This window comes from Nostoc sp. DedQUE04, from assembly GCF_034530995.1.
Classification (GTDB): Bacteria; Cyanobacteriota; Cyanobacteriia; order Cyanobacteriales; family Nostocaceae; genus Nostoc.
In genome coordinates this window covers 1-16728 of the sequence record NZ_JAVRCA010000031.1, presented here as the reverse complement: position 1 = coordinate 16728, position 16728 = coordinate 1, and the positions used below count along the sequence as shown (strand labels likewise).

Here is a 16728-nt window from a genome sequence, read left to right as displayed (position 1 = left end):
GTTAACGGTAATGCACTATCAGTAATTGTGTAGTTATCTGCTGTAGTAAACTACATCTAAGCCAGAAGCCTGCATTCAATAGTTGATAGCGCTGTGAAAAAAATCCTGATTGTGTCAGCTAATCCCACGACGACAGATAAACTTCGCTTGGACGAGGAAGTTAGGAAAATTCAGGAAGGGTTGCAACGCTCTCGCAGCCGAGATAAGTTTGAACTTATTACTAAATGGGCGGTGCGTCCTGACGATTTGCGGCGTGCGCTTTTAGATCATAATCCTCATATTATCCATTTTTCTGGGCATGGGGGTGGAAATCAAGGTTTAGCCTTAGAAAATAATACAGGGCAAATGCAGCTGGTGAGTACGGAGTCACTGGCAAGGCTATTTAAATTATTTAAAGACAAAATTGAGTGTGTATTATTAAATGCCTGCTATAGCCAGGTGCAAGCTGAGTCTATTTATCAACACATTAACTGTGTGGTTGGGATGAATCGGGCAATTGGCGATCGCGCTGCAATTAAATTTGCGGTAGGCTTTTATGATGCACTGGGTGCTGATAGGTCTTATGAAGATGCTTACGAGTTTGGCTGTAGCGCTATTGATTTAGAAAGTATTCCAGAGTCTTCGACTCCAGTGCTGAAAAGTCGGAACAATCCCCAAGGTACTATCTCTGCTAAAGAAATTATTCTAGATACCGAGATAAAACTAGCAGTCTCCTTAGAAAATCCAGAAGGGCAGGTAGCTTTAAACTCTGCGTTCTATGTGGAGCGATCGCCTATTGAGGTAGACTGTTATGAAGCGATTCTGCAACCAGGGGCCTTAATTCGCATCAAAGCTCCCCGACAGATGGGCAAAACTTCGCTGATGTCAAGGGTTCTCCATCATGCTAGTCAACATGGCTATCAGATAGCACCTGTAAATTTCCAGTCAGCCGATGCAGAATTTCTCGGTAATTTAGATCGGTTTTTGCAGTGGTTCTGCGCCAGCATTACCTACGAATTGAATCTACCAGAGAAGCTAGACGAGTATTGGAAGGGTGTTTTAGGTAGCAAGAATAAATGTACAAATTACTTTCAACGGTATTTATTACCCGCCATTAATAGCCCCATAGCTTTGGGTTTGGATGAAGTCGATGAAGTCTTCAAGCATCCCATAATTGCGGCTGATTTTTTTGGATTGCTACGAGCTTGGCATGAGCGGTCAAAGAATGAGACAGTTTGGAAAAATCTCCGGTTGGTAATTGTGCATTCTAAGGAAGTTTATATACCGCTCAATATTAATCAGTCGCCTTTTAATGTCGGCTTACCCATTGAGTTACTAGACTTAAATCAAACACAAATACAAGACTTGGTACAGCGTCACGGACTCAATTGGCCTGAATCACAAATTGAAGAATTAATGACACTCGTGGGTGGTCATCCTTATTTAGTGCGGGTAGCGCTTTATGAAATTGCCCGTGGTAGGATGACCCTGGAAAATCTGCAAAAAATCGCGGCAACCGAGGAAGGCCCTTACAGTGACCATTTACGCCGCCATTGGCTGAATTTGCAAGAGGATGTAGAATTGCTAGCGGCGGTGAAACAAGTGATGACAGCAAATCGCCCCGTAGATGTAGGCACAACTGAAGCGTTTAAACTCCGCAGTATGGGGTTAGTTAAGTTTCAAGGCAATCAAGTAGTGCCACTGTGTAAATTGTATCGTCAATATTTTGGGCATCGCTTGGGGTTGAAAAATTAAAAAAGTACATTAGGAGTGCAATAGAACTTTTATTTGCAATTACCATTTAATACCAATTTGAAAAAAGAATGCGACACATAGACAAAACCCTCCGCTTATCCAGGTATCCCCCGTTAATCTCCCCTTATTAAGGCTAACGGTGTACACACAAGTCGAATTACCCCCCTTAATCCCCCCTTGGAAAGGGGGGAAACAAGAGAATCTAGTTCCCTCCCCTTTCCAAGGGGAGGGTTAGGGTGGGGTAATCTATCGCAAACATTTTTTGAATCGCTATAACAAAAAGGTTCAACAATGGTTCAACTTATTCAAGGAAAAGATAAAGATATCACCTTAGCCCAACTCATCGATGAATTTGGTTTACACCTTGCAGACAACGAACAGTTTTTTTTAGAGTGGCAGCAAGATTTACCTGATTTGAGTGACTTAGAAAAGCAATCTCTCAACGAAGTTAAGGCAGAATATTTGCATTTATCCCGCTACCAAATTTTAGAACCTGTAGTCAAAATGGTGGTGCTATCTCCACTATTGCGTCTAGCAGGTTTTTATCAACCGCCTTTTTACATTGCGTCGGAAGAAGAGGTAAGAATTTCTTCTGAAGATGAAGGCACAATTATTAGAGGACGTATTGATATCTTGGTGTTTCATCCTCCATTTTGGGTTCTCGTTATTGAGGCGAAACGAGCAGATTACTCCTTAGTGCCAGCAATTCCACAAGCATTGGCTTATATGTTGGCAGATGCAACTTCGGCTAAACCTGTTTTTGGGTTTATCACCAATGGTAGTGAATTTCAATTTATTAAGTTGACTAAACAGAGTACACCGAGATATGCCTTATCTTATACACTGTCGCTTAATCGTGGGGATGACTTATATACTGTCGTAAAAGTGTTAAAACATCTAGCTCGTTTAATTAGTAATTTGTAATTATGACCTCTCCCTGGTTTTACTACGCAAAACCGTCCCTCTCCGATTCGGAGAGGGACAGACTTGAACTTTAGTTCAAGGCAGGGAGAGGTTTGTTTAACTCGCGCTGAATTTTTAATTGTTTATGACTCAATACCAGTATCAAGTCGGTGGTAGTCTGCCTAAAAATGCCCTAACTTATGTTAGACGGCAAGCTGACCGTGACCTCTATGAAGGCTTGAAGGCTGGGGATTTTTGTTATGTACTCAATTCCCGGCAGATGGGGAAATCTAGCTTGCGGGTGCGGGTAATGCAGCAGTTGCAAACAGAGCGATTTGCTTGTGCTGTTGTTGATATTACAGCTATTGGGACAGCAGATATTACGCCAGAACAGTGGTATGCCGGGGTGATTGATACTCTGGTGGGAAGTTTGAATATTTATACAACTTTTGATTTAGATACTTGGTGGAATGATAACGGTTTGCTTTCACCAGTGCAGCGCTTGAGCAAGTTTATTGAAACAGTATTACTTCAAACAATTACTGGAAAGATTGTTATTTTTATTGATGAAATTGATAGCATTCTGAGTCTTTCATTCAACTTGGATGACTTTTTTGCAGTTATTCGCGATTGCTACAACCGACGAGCAGACCATCCTGAATATAATCGCCTCACCTTTGCTTTGATTGGCGTGTCTACGCCTTCAGATTTGATTCAAGACAAACGCCGGACACCTTTTAATATTGGACAGGCAATTGATTTAACTGGCTTTCAACTCCGAGAGGCACAACCCTTGGCACAGGGATTGGCACAAGTGGGTGATTCTCAAGAGTTGATGCAGGCGGTGCTGGACTGGACGGGAGGACAGCCGTTTTTGACGCAAAAAGTTTGTAAGTTGCTGGTGCAGGGGGGACTGGAGACTAGAAACTGGGGACTAGGAGATGAGGACTGGGTGGAAGAGTTGGTACGCGAGAGGATTATTGAGAATTGGGAGACGCAGGATGAGCCGGAGCATTTGAAGACGATTCGAGACAGAATTTTGCAGAGTGGAGAACAGAGGACTGGACGATTGTTGGGGTTGTATCAACAGATTTTGCAGCAGGGAGAGATAGTAGCTGATGATAGTGCTGAAGAAACAGAACTGCGGTTGACGGGTTTGGTGGTGAAGCGGGAGGGGAAGCTGCGAATTTATAACCGGATTTATGCAGAGGTGTTTAAACAGGAGTGGGCTGAAAAAATCTTGGCAAAGTTGCGTCCTTACTCGGCTGCATTGAATGCCTGGGTTGAGTCGGAACGTCAAGATGAGTCGCGCTTGTTGCGGGGACAGACTTTGCAAGATGCCCAAGAATGGGCAGTAGGTAAAAGTTTGAGTGACTTGGACTATCGGTTTTTAGCTGCTAGCCAAGAGTTAGAAAAGCGTGATGTGCAGAAACGACTGAAGGCAGAGGAACAAGCAAAGCAAGTTTTAGCAGAGGCGAACCACAAAGCTAATCAACGAATTCGTATTGGTTCTGTGGTGTTAGGTTTTGCTCTAGTGGGGGCGGTAGCATCATCTATAGCTACTTTAAAAAGTCTTGAGGAATTAAAAAAGGCAGAAGCAGCCAAAGAATTTGCTGTAACGGCTACGCGGTTGGAACAAGACGGAACAAATGCGTTGCAATTGTTTGAAACTTCCAGAGAATTTGATGCTCTGCTGTTAGCAATAGAGACGGCAAGAGCATTAAAAAGTCTGATCAAGGATAAACAATCTTTAGCAGACTATCCAGCATACAGCCCTTTGTTTAGTTTACAGAGAATTCTATCTAGTACTAATATTCGTGAACAAAATCGTTTCAAAGGGCATAGCAATTCGGTCACCAGCGTCGTCTTCAGCCCGGATGGCAAAACTTTAGCTTCCGCCAGTGCTGACAACACGATCAAATTGTGGAATATCGAGACGCGCAAAGAAATTACCACTCTCAGGGGGCATAGCGATTGGGTCACCAGCGTCGTCTTCAGCCCGGATGGCAAAACTTTAGCTTCCGCCAGTTGTGACAAGACGATCAAATTGTGGAATCTCGACACGCGCAAAGAAATTACCACTCTCAGGGGGCATAGCGATTCGGTCAACAGCGTCGTCTTCAGCCCGGATGGCAAAACTTTAGCTTCTGCCAGTGCTGACAAGACGATCAAATTGTGGAATCTCAACACGCGCAAAGAAATTATCACTCTCAGGGGGCATAGCGATTGGGTCACCAGCGTCGTCTTCAGCCCGGATGGCAAAACTTTAGCTTCCGCCAGTGCTGACAAGACGATCAAATTGTGGAATCTCGACACGCGCAAAGAAATTACCACTCTCAGGGGGCATAGCGATTCGGTCAACAGCGTCGTCTTCAGCCCGGATGGTAAAACTTTAGCTTCCGCCGGTCGTGACAAGACGATCAAATTGTGGAATCTCGAGACGCGCAAAGAAATTACCACTCTCAGGGGGCATAGCGATTGGGTCAACAGCGTCGTCTTCAGCCCGGATGGTAAAACTTTAGCTTCCGCCAGTCGTGACAACACAATCAAATTGTGGAATCTCAACACGCGCAAAAAAATTACCCCTCTGACTGGGTATAGCTATTTGGTCAACAGCGTCGTCTTCAGCCCGGATGGCAAAACTTTAGCTTCCGCCAGTGCTGACAAGACGATCTTGTGGAATCTCGACACGCCGCGCAAAGAAATTACCACTCTGACTGAGCATAGCGATTCGCTCTTCAGCGTCGTCTTCAGCCCGGATGGCAAAACTTTAGCTTCCGCCAGTCGTGACAAGACGATCAAATTGTGGAATCTCGACACGCGCAAAGAAATTACCACTCTCAGGGGGCATAGCGATTCGGTCAACAGCGTCGTCTTCAGCCCGGATGGTAAAACTTTAGCTTCCGCCGGTCGTGACAAGACGATCAAATTGTGGAATCTCGAGACGCGCAAAGAAATTACCACTCTCAGGGGGCATAGCGATTGGGTCAACAGCGTCGTCTTCAGCCCGGATGGTAAAACTTTAGCTTCCGCCGGTCGTGACAAGACGATCAAATTGTGGAATCTCGAGACGCGCAAAGAAATTACCACTCTCAGGGGGCATAGCGATTGGGTCAACAGCGTCGTCTTCAGCCCGGATGGTAAAACTTTAGCTTCCGCCGGTCGTGACAAGACGATCAAATTGTGGAATCTCGAGACGCGCAAAGAAATTACCACTCTGACTGGGCATAGCGATGCGCTCTTCAACATCGTCTTCAGCCCGGATGGCAAAACTTTAGCTTCCCCCAGTCGTGACAAGACGATCAAATTGTGGAATCTCGAGACGCGCAAAGAAATTACCACTCTGACTGGGCATAGCGATGCGCTCTTCAACATCGTCTTCAGCCCGGATGGCAAAACTTTAGCTTCCCCCAGTCGTGACAAGACGATCAAATTGTGGAATCTCGAGACGCGCAAAGAAATTACCACTCTGACTGGGCATAGCGATTCGGTCTTCAGCATCGTCTTCAGCCCGGATGGCAAAACTTTAGCTTCCGCCAGTCGTGACAAGACGATCAAATTGTGGAATATCGAGACGCGCAAAGAAATTACCACTCTCAGGGGGCATAGCGATTGGGTCACCAGCGTCGTCTTCAGCCCGGATGGCAAAACTTTAGCTTCCGCCAGTGCTGACAAGACGATCAAATTGTGGAATCTGAATCTTGATGATTTATTAGCACAGGGTTGTAGTTGGCTTAAGGGTTATTTGGCTAGCCATCCTGATGCAGCTGAGGTGTGTCCAAGACAGTAGGGAGAGGGGAAGCAGGGGGGGCAAAGGAGCAGAGGAGCAGGGGTGTAGGCGATGGATGCGTAAGCGTAGCCCGTCGTAGATGATCGCTTGGTAAATTAGAAATGCGATCGCAGTTGAGAACCTAATTTTTGCAGTAATTCTAAGCTTAAATGTATAGCTAAAGGCGATCGCTTGGTAAATTAGAAATGCGATCGCAGTTGAGAACCTAATTTTCGCAGTGATTTTAAGCTTAAATGTAGAGTCAAAGGCGATCGCTTGGTAAATTAGAGATGCGATCGCACTTCTGAACTCGGTGTTTCAAGTTCCAAACACAAATGATCGAGCAAAAAGGTCAAAGTTCCGAGTTTTGAACACCAATGACCGAGCAAAAAGGTCGAACTTCCGAGTTCCGAACACCAATGATCGAGTAAAAAGGTCGAAGTTCCGAGTTCCAAACACCAATGGCCGAGTAAAAAGGTCGAACTTCCGAGTTAAACCTCCGGTTCCACTCCTAGCGCTTTTAACTGGGCTGCTAATCTCTCTGCACGCTGACTTTCTTGTTCTGCAAGCTGTTGAGCGACATTTTTCTCTTGCCGTTCTTTTGCTGCTAACTCCAAACCCCACAGTAATAGTTCGCTGTTATCATCCCACCAACGTAACCAATAACCTGTGCGGTTTTCTCGGCTTCCTTGCCATACGCCTAAAAACAAGTTCATTTCGGCAATCCAGTGACGATTATTTGCATCGGGTGTTTGCAGTTTATAACGTCCTAAATCATCTCGCCGATAAACTTCTAAAACTCCCCCGTCTGGTTCAAAAATGGCATAGTTTGGCACTTGTAAAATCTGCTCATAATAAAACCATTTACCTGGGGGATAGGTCGGTTTACTCGAATACTCTCCACCTTCGGTATCTGAGAGAAATTCCATCACAATTACCGGAATATCACCTTGGAGTCGTGGCGTATAACTGCGCTTCACTTCTTCTCGTGAGACTCGAATAGATGGTACATAACCCCAATCTGGTGCTTTGACGACAAATCGATTATTCAAAGTGGCGCAGATACCGTAATTAGTGATGGTTAAAGCATCGGCGGGTAATCTGCCAGCAAGTTCCAAGCTTTCTGTTAAAGCAGCAGCCAAGAGTGGCTGATTAATGTTATCTACTGGTTCGTTGTCTAAAACAAAATCATCAGGTAACTTTTCCCAGGTGACATTATGAGTGGCTGCATTGGCTAGCATAATCAGAATATTTCAAGTACAAATTCAATTTCTAATAGCCCGATTAAAAAATTGCACACGGCGTTACTCCTGAGCAAAGGTTCGCACTTCTTCCACTGACAATCCCAAAGCTTGGGCAATCTGTTCGATGCTCAAATCCATTTGCAATAATCGGGGTATGGCATCTCTTCTAGCTTGTTCTGCAAGTTCCGCCCGTTGTCGTTCTTGCTCGGCGTTGCGAGAAATTTCTGTATAAGTTAAAAACCGTTCTCCATCAGGGCGATATAGCTGTAAACCCTCTGGTGATGGAGCAAAGCGAATTTTTAAACGGGGACTCACCCAATCTTCCATTAGAGGGATGACATCTAAACCGTCTTCGCTACGCAACCATCCATGCAAATTATTGCGATCGGGATCGTAAATGTAGTACTCTTCCACGCCATAGCGATCGTAGAAAAGTAATTTCTTGTCCATTTCAGTTTGGGTGTTGCTGGGAGAAAGAATTTCAAACACCACTTGCGGTGCAATTCCCTCCTCTTTCCATTGTTGGTAGCACAAGCGATGTCTACGACGGGCTACGCCTACGCCTTTTTGTCTACCCAATACCACCATCACATCTGGGGCGTTAACAATTTTGTTGCGTCCCTCTACCGGATACCAAAACAAATCTCCCGCAACAAATACATTTGGATCGTCGGCAAATAGCCACTCGATATTCTGCTTAATTTCCACAATCCAGCCAAACTGTATGGTATTATTAGCTACTGGTTGTCCGTCACTATCTGGGTAGATGACCTCTGGCTGCGTCGGCGGTTGGATTTGCGATACCATAGCTTCGCCCTCAGAAGGATTTAAATCGGGATGCTTCCAAATTAGCAGACTCTTAAGGATGTCTGCGCCATGAATCTGGAACGATAACTAACTAAAACAGTACTATTGTTCTACAATAAACCGATTAAAGATAGTATTATTAAGGACTGTTTCATAAGAAACTCCTTCTTCGCCCCCAATATGTCAGACCAACAGCTAGCAGCATCCTTGAATGGACATCTTCCGTACCCCAGCCACAACAGCCAGAATACCATTCGGATTCGGGGTGCTAGGCAGCATAATCTGAAAAATATTGACTTGGAATTGCCACGCGATCGCCTAATCGTATTCACTGGCGTTTCTGGTTCTGGTAAGTCTTCCCTAGCCTTTGATACCATTTTCGCTGAAGGGCAACGTCGCTATGTCGAATCCCTCAGCGCCTACGCAAGGCAATTTTTAGGACAACTGGATAAGCCGGATGTAGAAGCGATTGAAGGCTTAAGTCCAGCAATTTCTATTGACCAAAAATCGACCTCTCATAATCCCCGTTCCACTGTGGGTACGGTGACGGAGATTTACGACTATTTGCGGCTGTTGTTTGGTCGGGCTGGCGAACCCCATTGTCCGATATGCGATCGCTGTATTGCCCCCCAGACAATCGATGAGATGTGCGATCGCATCATGGAATTACCAGATCGCACCCGCTTCCAAATTCTTGCACCCGTTGTCAGGGGGAAAAAAGGCACACACCGTAAGCTTTTGTCAAGTCTGGCTTCTCAAGGTTTTGTCCGCGTGCGAATCAATGGGGAGATCCGCGAACTGTCAGATTCCATTGAATTGGATAAAAATCTTACTCACACCATCGAAGTGGTAATTGACCGCTTGGTGAAAAAGGCTGATATTCAAGAGCGTTTGGTTGATTCTTTGTCTACGTGTCTCAAGCAATCAGGTGGGATTGCAGCCATTCTGGTGAGTCTGCTTGGTGAGGACGGACAAGAAAAAGAAGAAGAATTAGTATTTTCGGAAAACTTTGCCTGTCCAGAACATGGCGCGGTAATGGAGGAACTATCACCGCGATTGTTTTCGTTTAACTCGCCTTATGGTGCTTGTCCGCACTGTCATGGAATTGGGACTTTAAGAAGATTTGCGCCAGACTTGATCGTACCCGACTGGGAAGCGCCAGTTTACGCTGCGATCGCGCCTTGGTCAGAAAAAGATAATTCTTATTATTTGGAATTACTCTACAGCGTCGGACAGATTTATGGGTTTGAGTTACAAACAAATTGGAGCAAGCTGACAGAAGAACAGCAGCAAATTATATTGTTTGGCGAGAAAGATGAACGAGCCGCAGAAGCACAGAGAAAGCAGAGTTTTAAAGGTGCTATTCCAATTTTGCAACGCCAGTATGAAGGTGGTTCGGAATTAATTAAACAAAAATTAGAGCAGTATTTAATCGATCAACCGTGTGAAGTTTGTCTGGGAAAACGGTTAAAACCGGAAGCTTTAGCGGTGAAATTGGGACAATATGGAATTTTAGAATTGACTACCGTATCAATTCGAGATTGTCGAGAGAGAATTGAGCAATTTAAGTTGAGCGATCGCCAGTTACAAATTGCTGATTTAGTCCTGAGAGAAATCAAAGCCAGATTGCAATTTTTGTTGGATGTAGGTTTAGATTATCTCACCCTTGACCGTCCCGCCATGACTCTTTCCGGTGGCGAAGCCCAACGAATTCGTCTAGCAACGCAAATTGGTTCTGGTTTAACAGGAGTTCTCTACGTTTTAGATGAACCGAGTATTGGTTTGCATCAACGAGACAATGGCAGATTGCTCAAAACTTTAACGAAATTGCGCGATTTGGGTAATACATTAATTGTCGTTGAACACGATGAAGAAACAATTCGTGCAGCCAACTATATAGTTGATATTGGGCCCGGTGCAGGAATTCACGGCGGAAATATTATCGCCCAAGGTGATTTTCAGGCGTTATTAGCAGCAGAAGATTCTTTGACGGGTGCATATTTATCAGGAAGACGAGTAATTACCACACCAGCAGAACGCCGAGAAGGAAATGGGCGCAGTTTGGGAATTAAAAATGCTCATCGCAACAATTTACAGAATATAGATGTAGACATTCCGTTAGGTAAACTCGTCTCCATCACTGGCGTGTCTGGTTCTGGCAAATCTACACTGATTAACGAATTACTATACCCATCTCTGCAACACCATTTAACTAAGAAAGTTCCCTTACCGAGACATTTGGATAAAATCCAGGGATTAAACGCGATTGATAAAGCGATCGTTATCGATCAATCTCCTATTGGACGCACACCACGTTCCAACCCTGCAACTTACACAGGAATTTTCGATGCCATTCGGGATGTATTTTCCCAAACAGTAGAAGCCAAAGCTAGGGGTTACAAACCCGGACAATTTTCTTTTAACGTTAAAGGTGGACGTTGCGAAGCTTGTAGCGGGCAGGGTGTGAATGTTATTGAAATGAACTTTCTCCCGGATGTTTACGTGCAATGCGAAATTTGTAAAGGTGCAAGATACAACCGCGAAACTTTGCAAGTGAAGTATAAAGATAAGTCTATATCTGATGTTCTGAGAATGACAGTTGAGGAAAGTTTAGACTTTTTCCAGAATATACCCAAAGCGATCGCGCGTTTGCAAACTTTATTTGATGTCGGCTTGGGTTATGTCCAACTAGGACAACCTGCGACTACCTTATCAGGTGGTGAAGCGCAACGGGTGAAATTGGCAACAGAACTATCTCGACGCGCCACAGGTAAGACGCTTTATTTAATCGATGAACCGACAACAGGGTTATCTTTTTACGATGTCCACAAATTGTTAGATGTGTTGCAACGATTGGTAGATAAAGGCAATTCAATATTAGTAATTGAACACAACTTAGATGTAATTCGTTGTTCAGACTGGGTGATAGATTTGGGGCCAGAAGGTGGTGATAAAGGCGGAGAATTAATTGCTGTGGGTACACCAGAGGAAGTTGCAAAAAATCCCAGGTCTTATACTGGGCAATATTTACAGCAAGTTTTGAAGCAGTATCCAGCGGTGAAATCTTAGTCTTTTGCAATTAGGGTACATTGCATAAAGGTCATATCCAGGTCAAAAAAGCGGAGAAGGTTGTAGCAAAAGTATTATGAAACTTCCTAACCGTGAATGCGCTATCGTTGAAATAGATAAAATCGCGGGTTACTGTCTCAACCCCGAACATCCAGAAGGAAAACACAAAGCCCGTGTATTTAAATCTGCACTAGGCTTAAATTTAGATGATGCAGAAGAATTACAAGCGATCCTTTTACAAGCAGTAGCAAATTATGATGCTATCCCTGGTAAAAGCAATCCATACGGTCAAAAATATATCATTGATTTTCCCCTGAATCGTTCAGATAAACAAGCAATTATTCAAAGCGTTTGGATAGTGCGTAATAATGAAGGCTTCCCCCGCCTAGTCACCTGTTATGTAATCTAAGCAATGAGGTAATACCGATGAAATTATTAGATGTGGTTGCCCTAACTGAAGACTTACCAGAATTGGGATTACATCGCGGTCAAGTAGGAACGATTGTAGAAGAATATGAACCTGGAGTTTTTGAAGTAGAATTCAGCGACTTAACAGGAAAAGCTTATGCCATAGAAACTTTAAATGCTAGCCAGCTAATGACTTTATATCATCAACCAATTGGTGGGAAAACATTATTAGTTTAACTGCCAAACCTTCAAAGACTAAGCACTCTGAAGGTTTTGTCGATATTTGGCGGTATAGGGAAAAGAAAATCAACAAATAAACAAACTTGTATCAACATGAAAAAACTTTCCTAAAGCCTCAGCTTGTTTTTTAGTGACTTATAATCGACAAAATCCCCAACTTATCAAACAAGTTGGGGAGCTGCGGTTTGCAATTCTTACAAATAAAATAGAATTGCAATAAATGTTTATCAAGTTGTAGCTAAAGCTGGTTCTGCTAAAAAATATTTCAGATTTTCTTGCTGGGTAGCAAATTTCAAATATTGAGATGCCATTTCTGGTGTTAGCAATTCAATCATTAACCTGTTTTCCACCCAGAACTCAATCACATCAAAGAAAGAATCGCGGTTACAGCGCACTACACGCCAACCTTCACGAACACCAATTTTTTCAATTTCTTGCTGACTAATTGGTACAGAGATAGCTGCATGAATATCTGTATACCTGGAAGTAATAGCAGTATGTACAAATACGCATTCTTCATCACCTTCACCAGGTTCTATTTGAGAACCTAAAGGATAAAGTTCAATACCTGTACCGTATTCATCAAAAGGTAGAACCATATAACTTCCTGGATTAGGAGGAAAGGGAACAGCTTGCGCTTTTAAGATTTCCCCCAGAACTTGAGCAACATGACTAGGGTTTCTAACAGCAATTGAAATATGGTGAATCATAGAATAACCTCGTTCGATATCTTGTAGATTAGAAAACAATCGGGTAAAACTAGGGGAGGCAGGAGAGAGAAAAAATTCTTAATCTCAGCGTATTGGGTTCTATGCAAATTGAATGCTCATTAGCTTATTGAGGTCGTCCATAATGAGCGCGACCCTTGCCATCGGCAGTCTCAAGTACTAAAACTTGCTGCCCATAATCATTCGTCTCAATCGACCACTGGTAAGTCTCAGGCTTTGCTGTATTGCGGCTGGAGTAGGTGCGCCCGCTATTGCAGATTTGCCCTTTAGATGTGCTGTCGCTGGGTTGAAAAGTCAGGCGTTGAGCCTCAATCTTAACTTTGCCTTTTTCCTCTATGAAGAGATTAGACGCACAGTTGTAGGTGTTGATTTGAATCAGTCTATTTCGCTTGTAATTTCCATTAGATGTAAGTTGGAATTGGTCGCTAGAGCCGTTTGGGGCTGCGGACTGCCCTGTGTAACTGTCTTGGTATTGGATGGATGAAATCCGGCCATACCGCCACTCGCCCTGAAGTTCAGCAGGCACTCCATTATCGTTACCCGCCTGACTCGCGCTTGGGTAAAAAACAAGGCTAGCGGTGAAACCCAAACTTAGGGCAGTAGTAGCGAAAAAGCGGACAGTTTTTGCTCTGGAATAGAGTTGCTTGTTGGTTATTGAGTGCATAGCATTTCTGTAGAAATAGATGTATTTGTCAACAAAAGCGATTTACAACGCGAACTCTGCGTGTTTATATATTGCCTATCCCAATGGGGGCACACATATGTGCGCCCAAATCCACCCAAAGCAAAATTTCATGCAATAAACTGCAATCCATATTTGCTCAAAACAGGCTGTACTTTTTCCATGTTTAGGGATGCACTATCTGCTACTTGACCCATTTCTTCATAAAACTTTTTCGCGCCCTTGGGTGAAATTAAAACCAAAAATTTCGCAGTAGCAGAACGAATTTTAAAGCCGTGTGCTGTATTGTGAGGAATGTTAACGAAAAAGCCTGGTGATGCCAAAATTGTTTCTGTACCAATTTGGATGTCTAGTTCACCTTCTAGAATATAAAACGGCTCTTCCCAAGGGTGAGTATGAAGTGGTGGGCCATTTTTCTCTGTATCTGTAATTTCATAAATTGTCCACGCTTGATTAGTCTCTTCTCCGGTTACTTTTGTTGTGAACTGTGCACCAATAACTGAAAATTGATTTCCTTCTCCTGATGCAAGAATAGTTGGTTTTCGGATGGTTGCACTTTGCATACAAGTTACTCTTTGTTGTGTAATTTAGTAAGTGACTTACAAACTTGATTTGATGTTTTTAACATTAGAAATTAATCGGGGAGAACTAGGGTAGATAAATGGGTAATTGCTATTTTTTTGTAACTGATTATTAAGATATTGAACTAAGGTTAAAATCTCTAGAAACAATTAGTAGCCTATTCTGGCTAAAGTCGATATTTCTATGCCTAAAGAGTCACTCAACTTCCCCAAAGCAGACATACTGGTGATTGATGACACGCCAGAAAACCTGAATCTCCTATCCGCCATGTTGACGGAACAGGGATATAAAGTTAGGAGTGTAACCAAAGGTTCTACGGGTTTACGGGGAGCAAATGCAGTTCCTCCCGACCTAATTTTGCTGGATGTGAATATGCCTGAGATGAATGGCTATGAAGTCTGCCAACATCTGAAGGCAAACGATCGCACCCGCGAAATTCCAGTAATTTTTATCAGCGCTTTGGGTGATGTGCTAGATAAGGTAAAAGCTTTTACATCTGGTGGGGTGGACTACATCACTAAGCCTTTCCAACTAGAAGAGGTCTTAGCACGAATTGAAAATCATTTGACCATTTGGAAACTGCAACGACAACTCCAAGCCCAAAATGATCGGTTGCAGCAGGAAATTTCTGAACGCGCCAAAGCAGAAGAGAAGTTTGCTAAGGTTTTTCGCTCTAGTCCCAACCCAATTGCGATCGCTACAGTTTCGGAAGCTCGTTTTATTGATGTCAATCCCAGCTTCTTGAAGATGAGCGGCTATTGTTTAGAGGAAGTAATTGGAGATACTGCTACCGAACTTAATTTAGGTAAAAACACAGTCGCGATCGCTCAAACAATTCAACTTCTGCCGGAAACTGGTTCGCTATACAATCTAGAATTTGAATTTTCTACAAAGTCTGGAGAACTCAAAACCATACTGATATCTCTCGAATTAATTGACTTAGGTGGAGTGCCATGTGCTTTATTAATTGCCAATGACATCACCGAACGTAAACGCCTAGAAAACGAATTTATTTCTTTAGTCAGTCATGAGTTGCGTACACCTTTAACTTCCACAATGGGAGCATTAGATTTATTGAGTTCAGGGCAACTGGGAACTCTAACCGAACAGGGACAAAAAGTCCTCAGCATTGCCACAACTAATACTGAACGCCTGATTCGTTTAGTGAACGATATTCTCGATTTAGAGCGGATGAAATCGGGCAAAATCTTCACACGCAAGGCGAAGTGCAACGCCGCAGACTTGCTAATTACGGCAACGGAAGCAATGCAAGCAATGGCAGATAAATTACAAGTTCGATTAATTATAAATCCCGTAGCAGTAGAACTTTGGGCAGATCCCGATCGCCTTCTGCAAACCCTCACCAATTTACTGAGCAACGCGATTAAGTTTTCTGAACCAGGTGACACTGTGTGGATAAGTGCCACTCTCTCAGAATCTAAAGGCGTTAAGTCTAAAGAAAATCAGCCTTCATCACCCAACTTTCTTTTAATTACGATCCAAGATGAAGGGCGAGGAATTCCTGAAGATAAATTACAAATCATCTTCGAGCGTTTTCAACAGGTAGATGCATCTGACTCCCGCAACAAAGGAGGAACAGGTTTAGGACTTGCTATTTGCCGAGATATCATACAGCAACATAATGGTAAAATCTGGGTTCAGAGCATTTTAGGCGAAGGTAGCACTTTTTATATACTGTTACCTTTAGTAAACTCTCAATAGCAGCCTTTAATTACCCAAATCTCCCCTACTTCTACCCGATTGCATTCTAAAATAGCTGAAGACTAATCAAGCTAATCAGCATCACATATCATGCGAGAGTGACAATATGAGCAGAAATATCTTGATTGTTGATGATGAAGAAGATGTGCAGGCGATCGCAAAATTGGGATTAGAAATGGCTGCTGGTTGGAACGTGTTGACTGCTTGTACTGGTTGGGAAGCGTTGAATGTAGCAGCCAACTCTAAGCTTGATGTAATTTTACTAGATATGATGATGCCTGATATGGATGGGCGTGCCACTCTGCAACAACTCAAGGCTAACCCCGTCACTAAATCAATTCCCGTAATTTTACTAACTGCCAAAGTCCAGGAGTCCGCTCAAGAGGTGTTTACTGGCTTAAATGTAGCTGCTGTCTTTGCCAAGCCTTTCCGTCCCTTGAAACTAGCAGCGCAAATCAGTGAAGCATTAGGCTGGAACTGAATTTTTTTGAGTCGTTACAGCAAATTTTGCTCTCTTATATAATATATTGATACACAAGTGGGCAAAAGTGCGTACAAAACGATTCGGCGTTGGATACCATCTGTCAGATTGAGCCGCAAAGGAAATGATCTATAAATAATTTACGCTCTGGGAAAGCGATCGCCCCTGCCAATATCCTCCAACAACCAGGCACGCAAGAGAGGATCTAAAACCAACCAGGGAGGCAAAACAGCACAATAGCTCACAACTTTAAACGCTTCCTTAGAGACTTCAGCAATACTATAGCCTAAAACCCTTACTTTTTAAGGCTTTGATAGTGATGCAGAAGCAATCCAAAATATTTTGGGAAAAATAGTTGA

The 16728-nt window shown here is 43.3% G+C and carries 13 protein-coding genes and 1 pseudogene; 8 read left to right on the top strand and 6 right to left on the bottom strand.

Translation table 11 applies throughout. The features are described 5' to 3' along the window. Nucleotides 1-93: 93 nt before the first annotated feature. The 3 genes from RM049_RS20815 to RM049_RS20805 all read left to right on the top strand — a co-directional run bounded on the left by RM049_RS20815 (nt 94) and on the right by RM049_RS20805 (nt 6427). Complete coding sequence (locus RM049_RS20815; RefSeq protein WP_322705527.1) at nt 94-1734, top strand: AAA-like domain-containing protein; 1641 nt, start codon at nt 94-96, stop codon at nt 1732-1734. A gap of 291 nt (nt 1735-2025) precedes the next feature. Then, nucleotides 2026-2658, top strand: a complete 633-nt coding sequence (locus RM049_RS20810) for a type I restriction enzyme HsdR N-terminal domain-containing protein (RefSeq protein ID WP_322705526.1) — start codon at nt 2026-2028, stop codon at nt 2656-2658. A gap of 124 nt (nt 2659-2782) precedes the next feature. Then, nucleotides 2783-6427 carry an AAA-like domain-containing protein gene (locus RM049_RS20805; RefSeq protein WP_322705525.1) on the top strand — a complete coding sequence of 1215 codons (3645 nt, stop codon included), beginning with the start codon at nt 2783-2785 and terminating at the stop codon, nt 6425-6427. A gap of 470 nt (nt 6428-6897) precedes the next feature. Here the strand turns inward: RM049_RS20805 and RM049_RS20800 are convergent, their stop codons facing one another. After that, nucleotides 6898-7647, bottom strand: a complete 750-nt coding sequence (locus RM049_RS20800; protein ID WP_322705524.1) for a Uma2 family endonuclease — start codon at nt 7645-7647, stop codon at nt 6898-6900. Between the two features lie 63 nt (nt 7648-7710). Beyond that, on the bottom strand, nt 7711-8457 hold the full coding sequence (locus tag RM049_RS20795; protein ID WP_322705523.1) for a Uma2 family endonuclease: 747 nt from the start codon (nt 8455-8457) through the stop codon (nt 7711-7713). Between the two features lie 180 nt (nt 8458-8637). Here RM049_RS20795 and uvrA point away from each other — a divergent pair, with 180 nt between their 5' ends. From uvrA to RM049_RS20780, 3 genes are all read left to right on the top strand, one after another. Then, nucleotides 8638-11526, top strand: coding sequence for an excinuclease ABC subunit UvrA (gene uvrA / locus RM049_RS20790; RefSeq protein ID WP_322705522.1), 2889 nt, complete (start codon nt 8638-8640; stop codon nt 11524-11526). 76 nt (nt 11527-11602) lie between these two features. Continuing rightward, nucleotides 11603-11935 (top strand): DUF6883 domain-containing protein, encoded by a 333-nt coding sequence (locus tag RM049_RS20785; RefSeq protein ID WP_322682371.1) that lies wholly within the window; start codon nt 11603-11605, stop codon nt 11933-11935. A gap of 17 nt (nt 11936-11952) precedes the next feature. Continuing rightward, nucleotides 11953-12171: a DUF4926 domain-containing protein gene (locus RM049_RS20780; RefSeq protein WP_322682372.1), complete on the top strand. Its 219-nt coding sequence runs from the start codon at nt 11953-11955 to the stop codon at nt 12169-12171. A 230-nt stretch (nt 12172-12401) separates the two neighbouring features. Here RM049_RS20780 and RM049_RS20775 read toward each other — a convergent pair whose 3' ends face one another. The 3 genes from RM049_RS20775 to RM049_RS20765 all read right to left on the bottom strand — a co-directional run bounded on the left by RM049_RS20775 (nt 12402) and on the right by RM049_RS20765 (nt 14147). Next, a complete protein-coding gene (locus RM049_RS20775) occupies nt 12402-12884 on the bottom strand; it encodes a hypothetical protein (protein ID WP_322682373.1) in 483 nt (160 codons plus the stop codon). A gap of 124 nt (nt 12885-13008) precedes the next feature. Continuing rightward, nucleotides 13009-13566, bottom strand: coding sequence for a hypothetical protein (locus RM049_RS20770; protein WP_322682374.1), 558 nt, complete (start codon nt 13564-13566; stop codon nt 13009-13011). A 128-nt stretch (nt 13567-13694) separates the two neighbouring features. After that, complete coding sequence (locus RM049_RS20765; RefSeq protein ID WP_322705521.1) at nt 13695-14147, bottom strand: cupin domain-containing protein; 453 nt, start codon at nt 14145-14147, stop codon at nt 13695-13697. Nucleotides 14148-14349: 202 nt separating this feature from the next. On the opposite strand from RM049_RS20765, the gene RM049_RS20760 reads away from it, so the two are divergent. Together RM049_RS20760 and RM049_RS20755 are read left to right on the top strand one after the other, a co-directional pair. Continuing rightward, nucleotides 14350-15888 (top strand): ATP-binding protein, encoded by a 1539-nt coding sequence (locus RM049_RS20760; RefSeq protein WP_322705520.1) that lies wholly within the window; start codon nt 14350-14352, stop codon nt 15886-15888. Between the two features lie 106 nt (nt 15889-15994). Continuing rightward, nucleotides 15995-16369, top strand: coding sequence for a response regulator (locus tag RM049_RS20755; protein WP_322682377.1), 375 nt, complete (start codon nt 15995-15997; stop codon nt 16367-16369). A 155-nt stretch (nt 16370-16524) separates the two neighbouring features. Here RM049_RS20755 and RM049_RS20750 read toward each other — a convergent pair. Continuing rightward, nucleotides 16525-16614 (bottom strand): annotated as a pseudogene (locus RM049_RS20750) (nicotinate-nucleotide diphosphorylase (carboxylating)); the annotation flags it as partial. Nucleotides 16615-16728: the final 114 nt, after the last annotated feature.

Coding starts and splice junctions, on each gene's coding strand:
- RM049_RS20810 (WP_322705526.1), top strand. CDS start 2,026: ATGGTTCAACTTATTCAAGGAAAAGATAAAGATATCACCTTAGCCCAA.
- RM049_RS20805 (WP_322705525.1), top strand. CDS start 2,783: ATGACTCAATACCAGTATCAAGTCGGTGGTAGTCTGCCTAAAAATGCC.
- RM049_RS20800 (WP_322705524.1), bottom strand. CDS start 7,647: ATGCTAGCCAATGCAGCCACTCATAATGTCACCTGGGAAAAGTTACCT.
- RM049_RS20795 (WP_322705523.1), bottom strand. CDS start 8,457: ATGGTATCGCAAATCCAACCGCCGACGCAGCCAGAGGTCATCTACCCA.
- uvrA (WP_322705522.1), top strand. CDS start 8,638: ATGTCAGACCAACAGCTAGCAGCATCCTTGAATGGACATCTTCCGTAC.
- RM049_RS20785 (WP_322682371.1), top strand. CDS start 11,603: ATGAAACTTCCTAACCGTGAATGCGCTATCGTTGAAATAGATAAAATC.
- RM049_RS20780 (WP_322682372.1), top strand. CDS start 11,953: ATGAAATTATTAGATGTGGTTGCCCTAACTGAAGACTTACCAGAATTG.
- RM049_RS20775 (WP_322682373.1), bottom strand. CDS start 12,884: ATGATTCACCATATTTCAATTGCTGTTAGAAACCCTAGTCATGTTGCT.
- RM049_RS20770 (WP_322682374.1), bottom strand. CDS start 13,566: ATGCACTCAATAACCAACAAGCAACTCTATTCCAGAGCAAAAACTGTC.
- RM049_RS20765 (WP_322705521.1), bottom strand. CDS start 14,147: ATGCAAAGTGCAACCATCCGAAAACCAACTATTCTTGCATCAGGAGAA.
- RM049_RS20760 (WP_322705520.1), top strand. CDS start 14,350: ATGCCTAAAGAGTCACTCAACTTCCCCAAAGCAGACATACTGGTGATT.
- RM049_RS20755 (WP_322682377.1), top strand. CDS start 15,995: ATGAGCAGAAATATCTTGATTGTTGATGATGAAGAAGATGTGCAGGCG.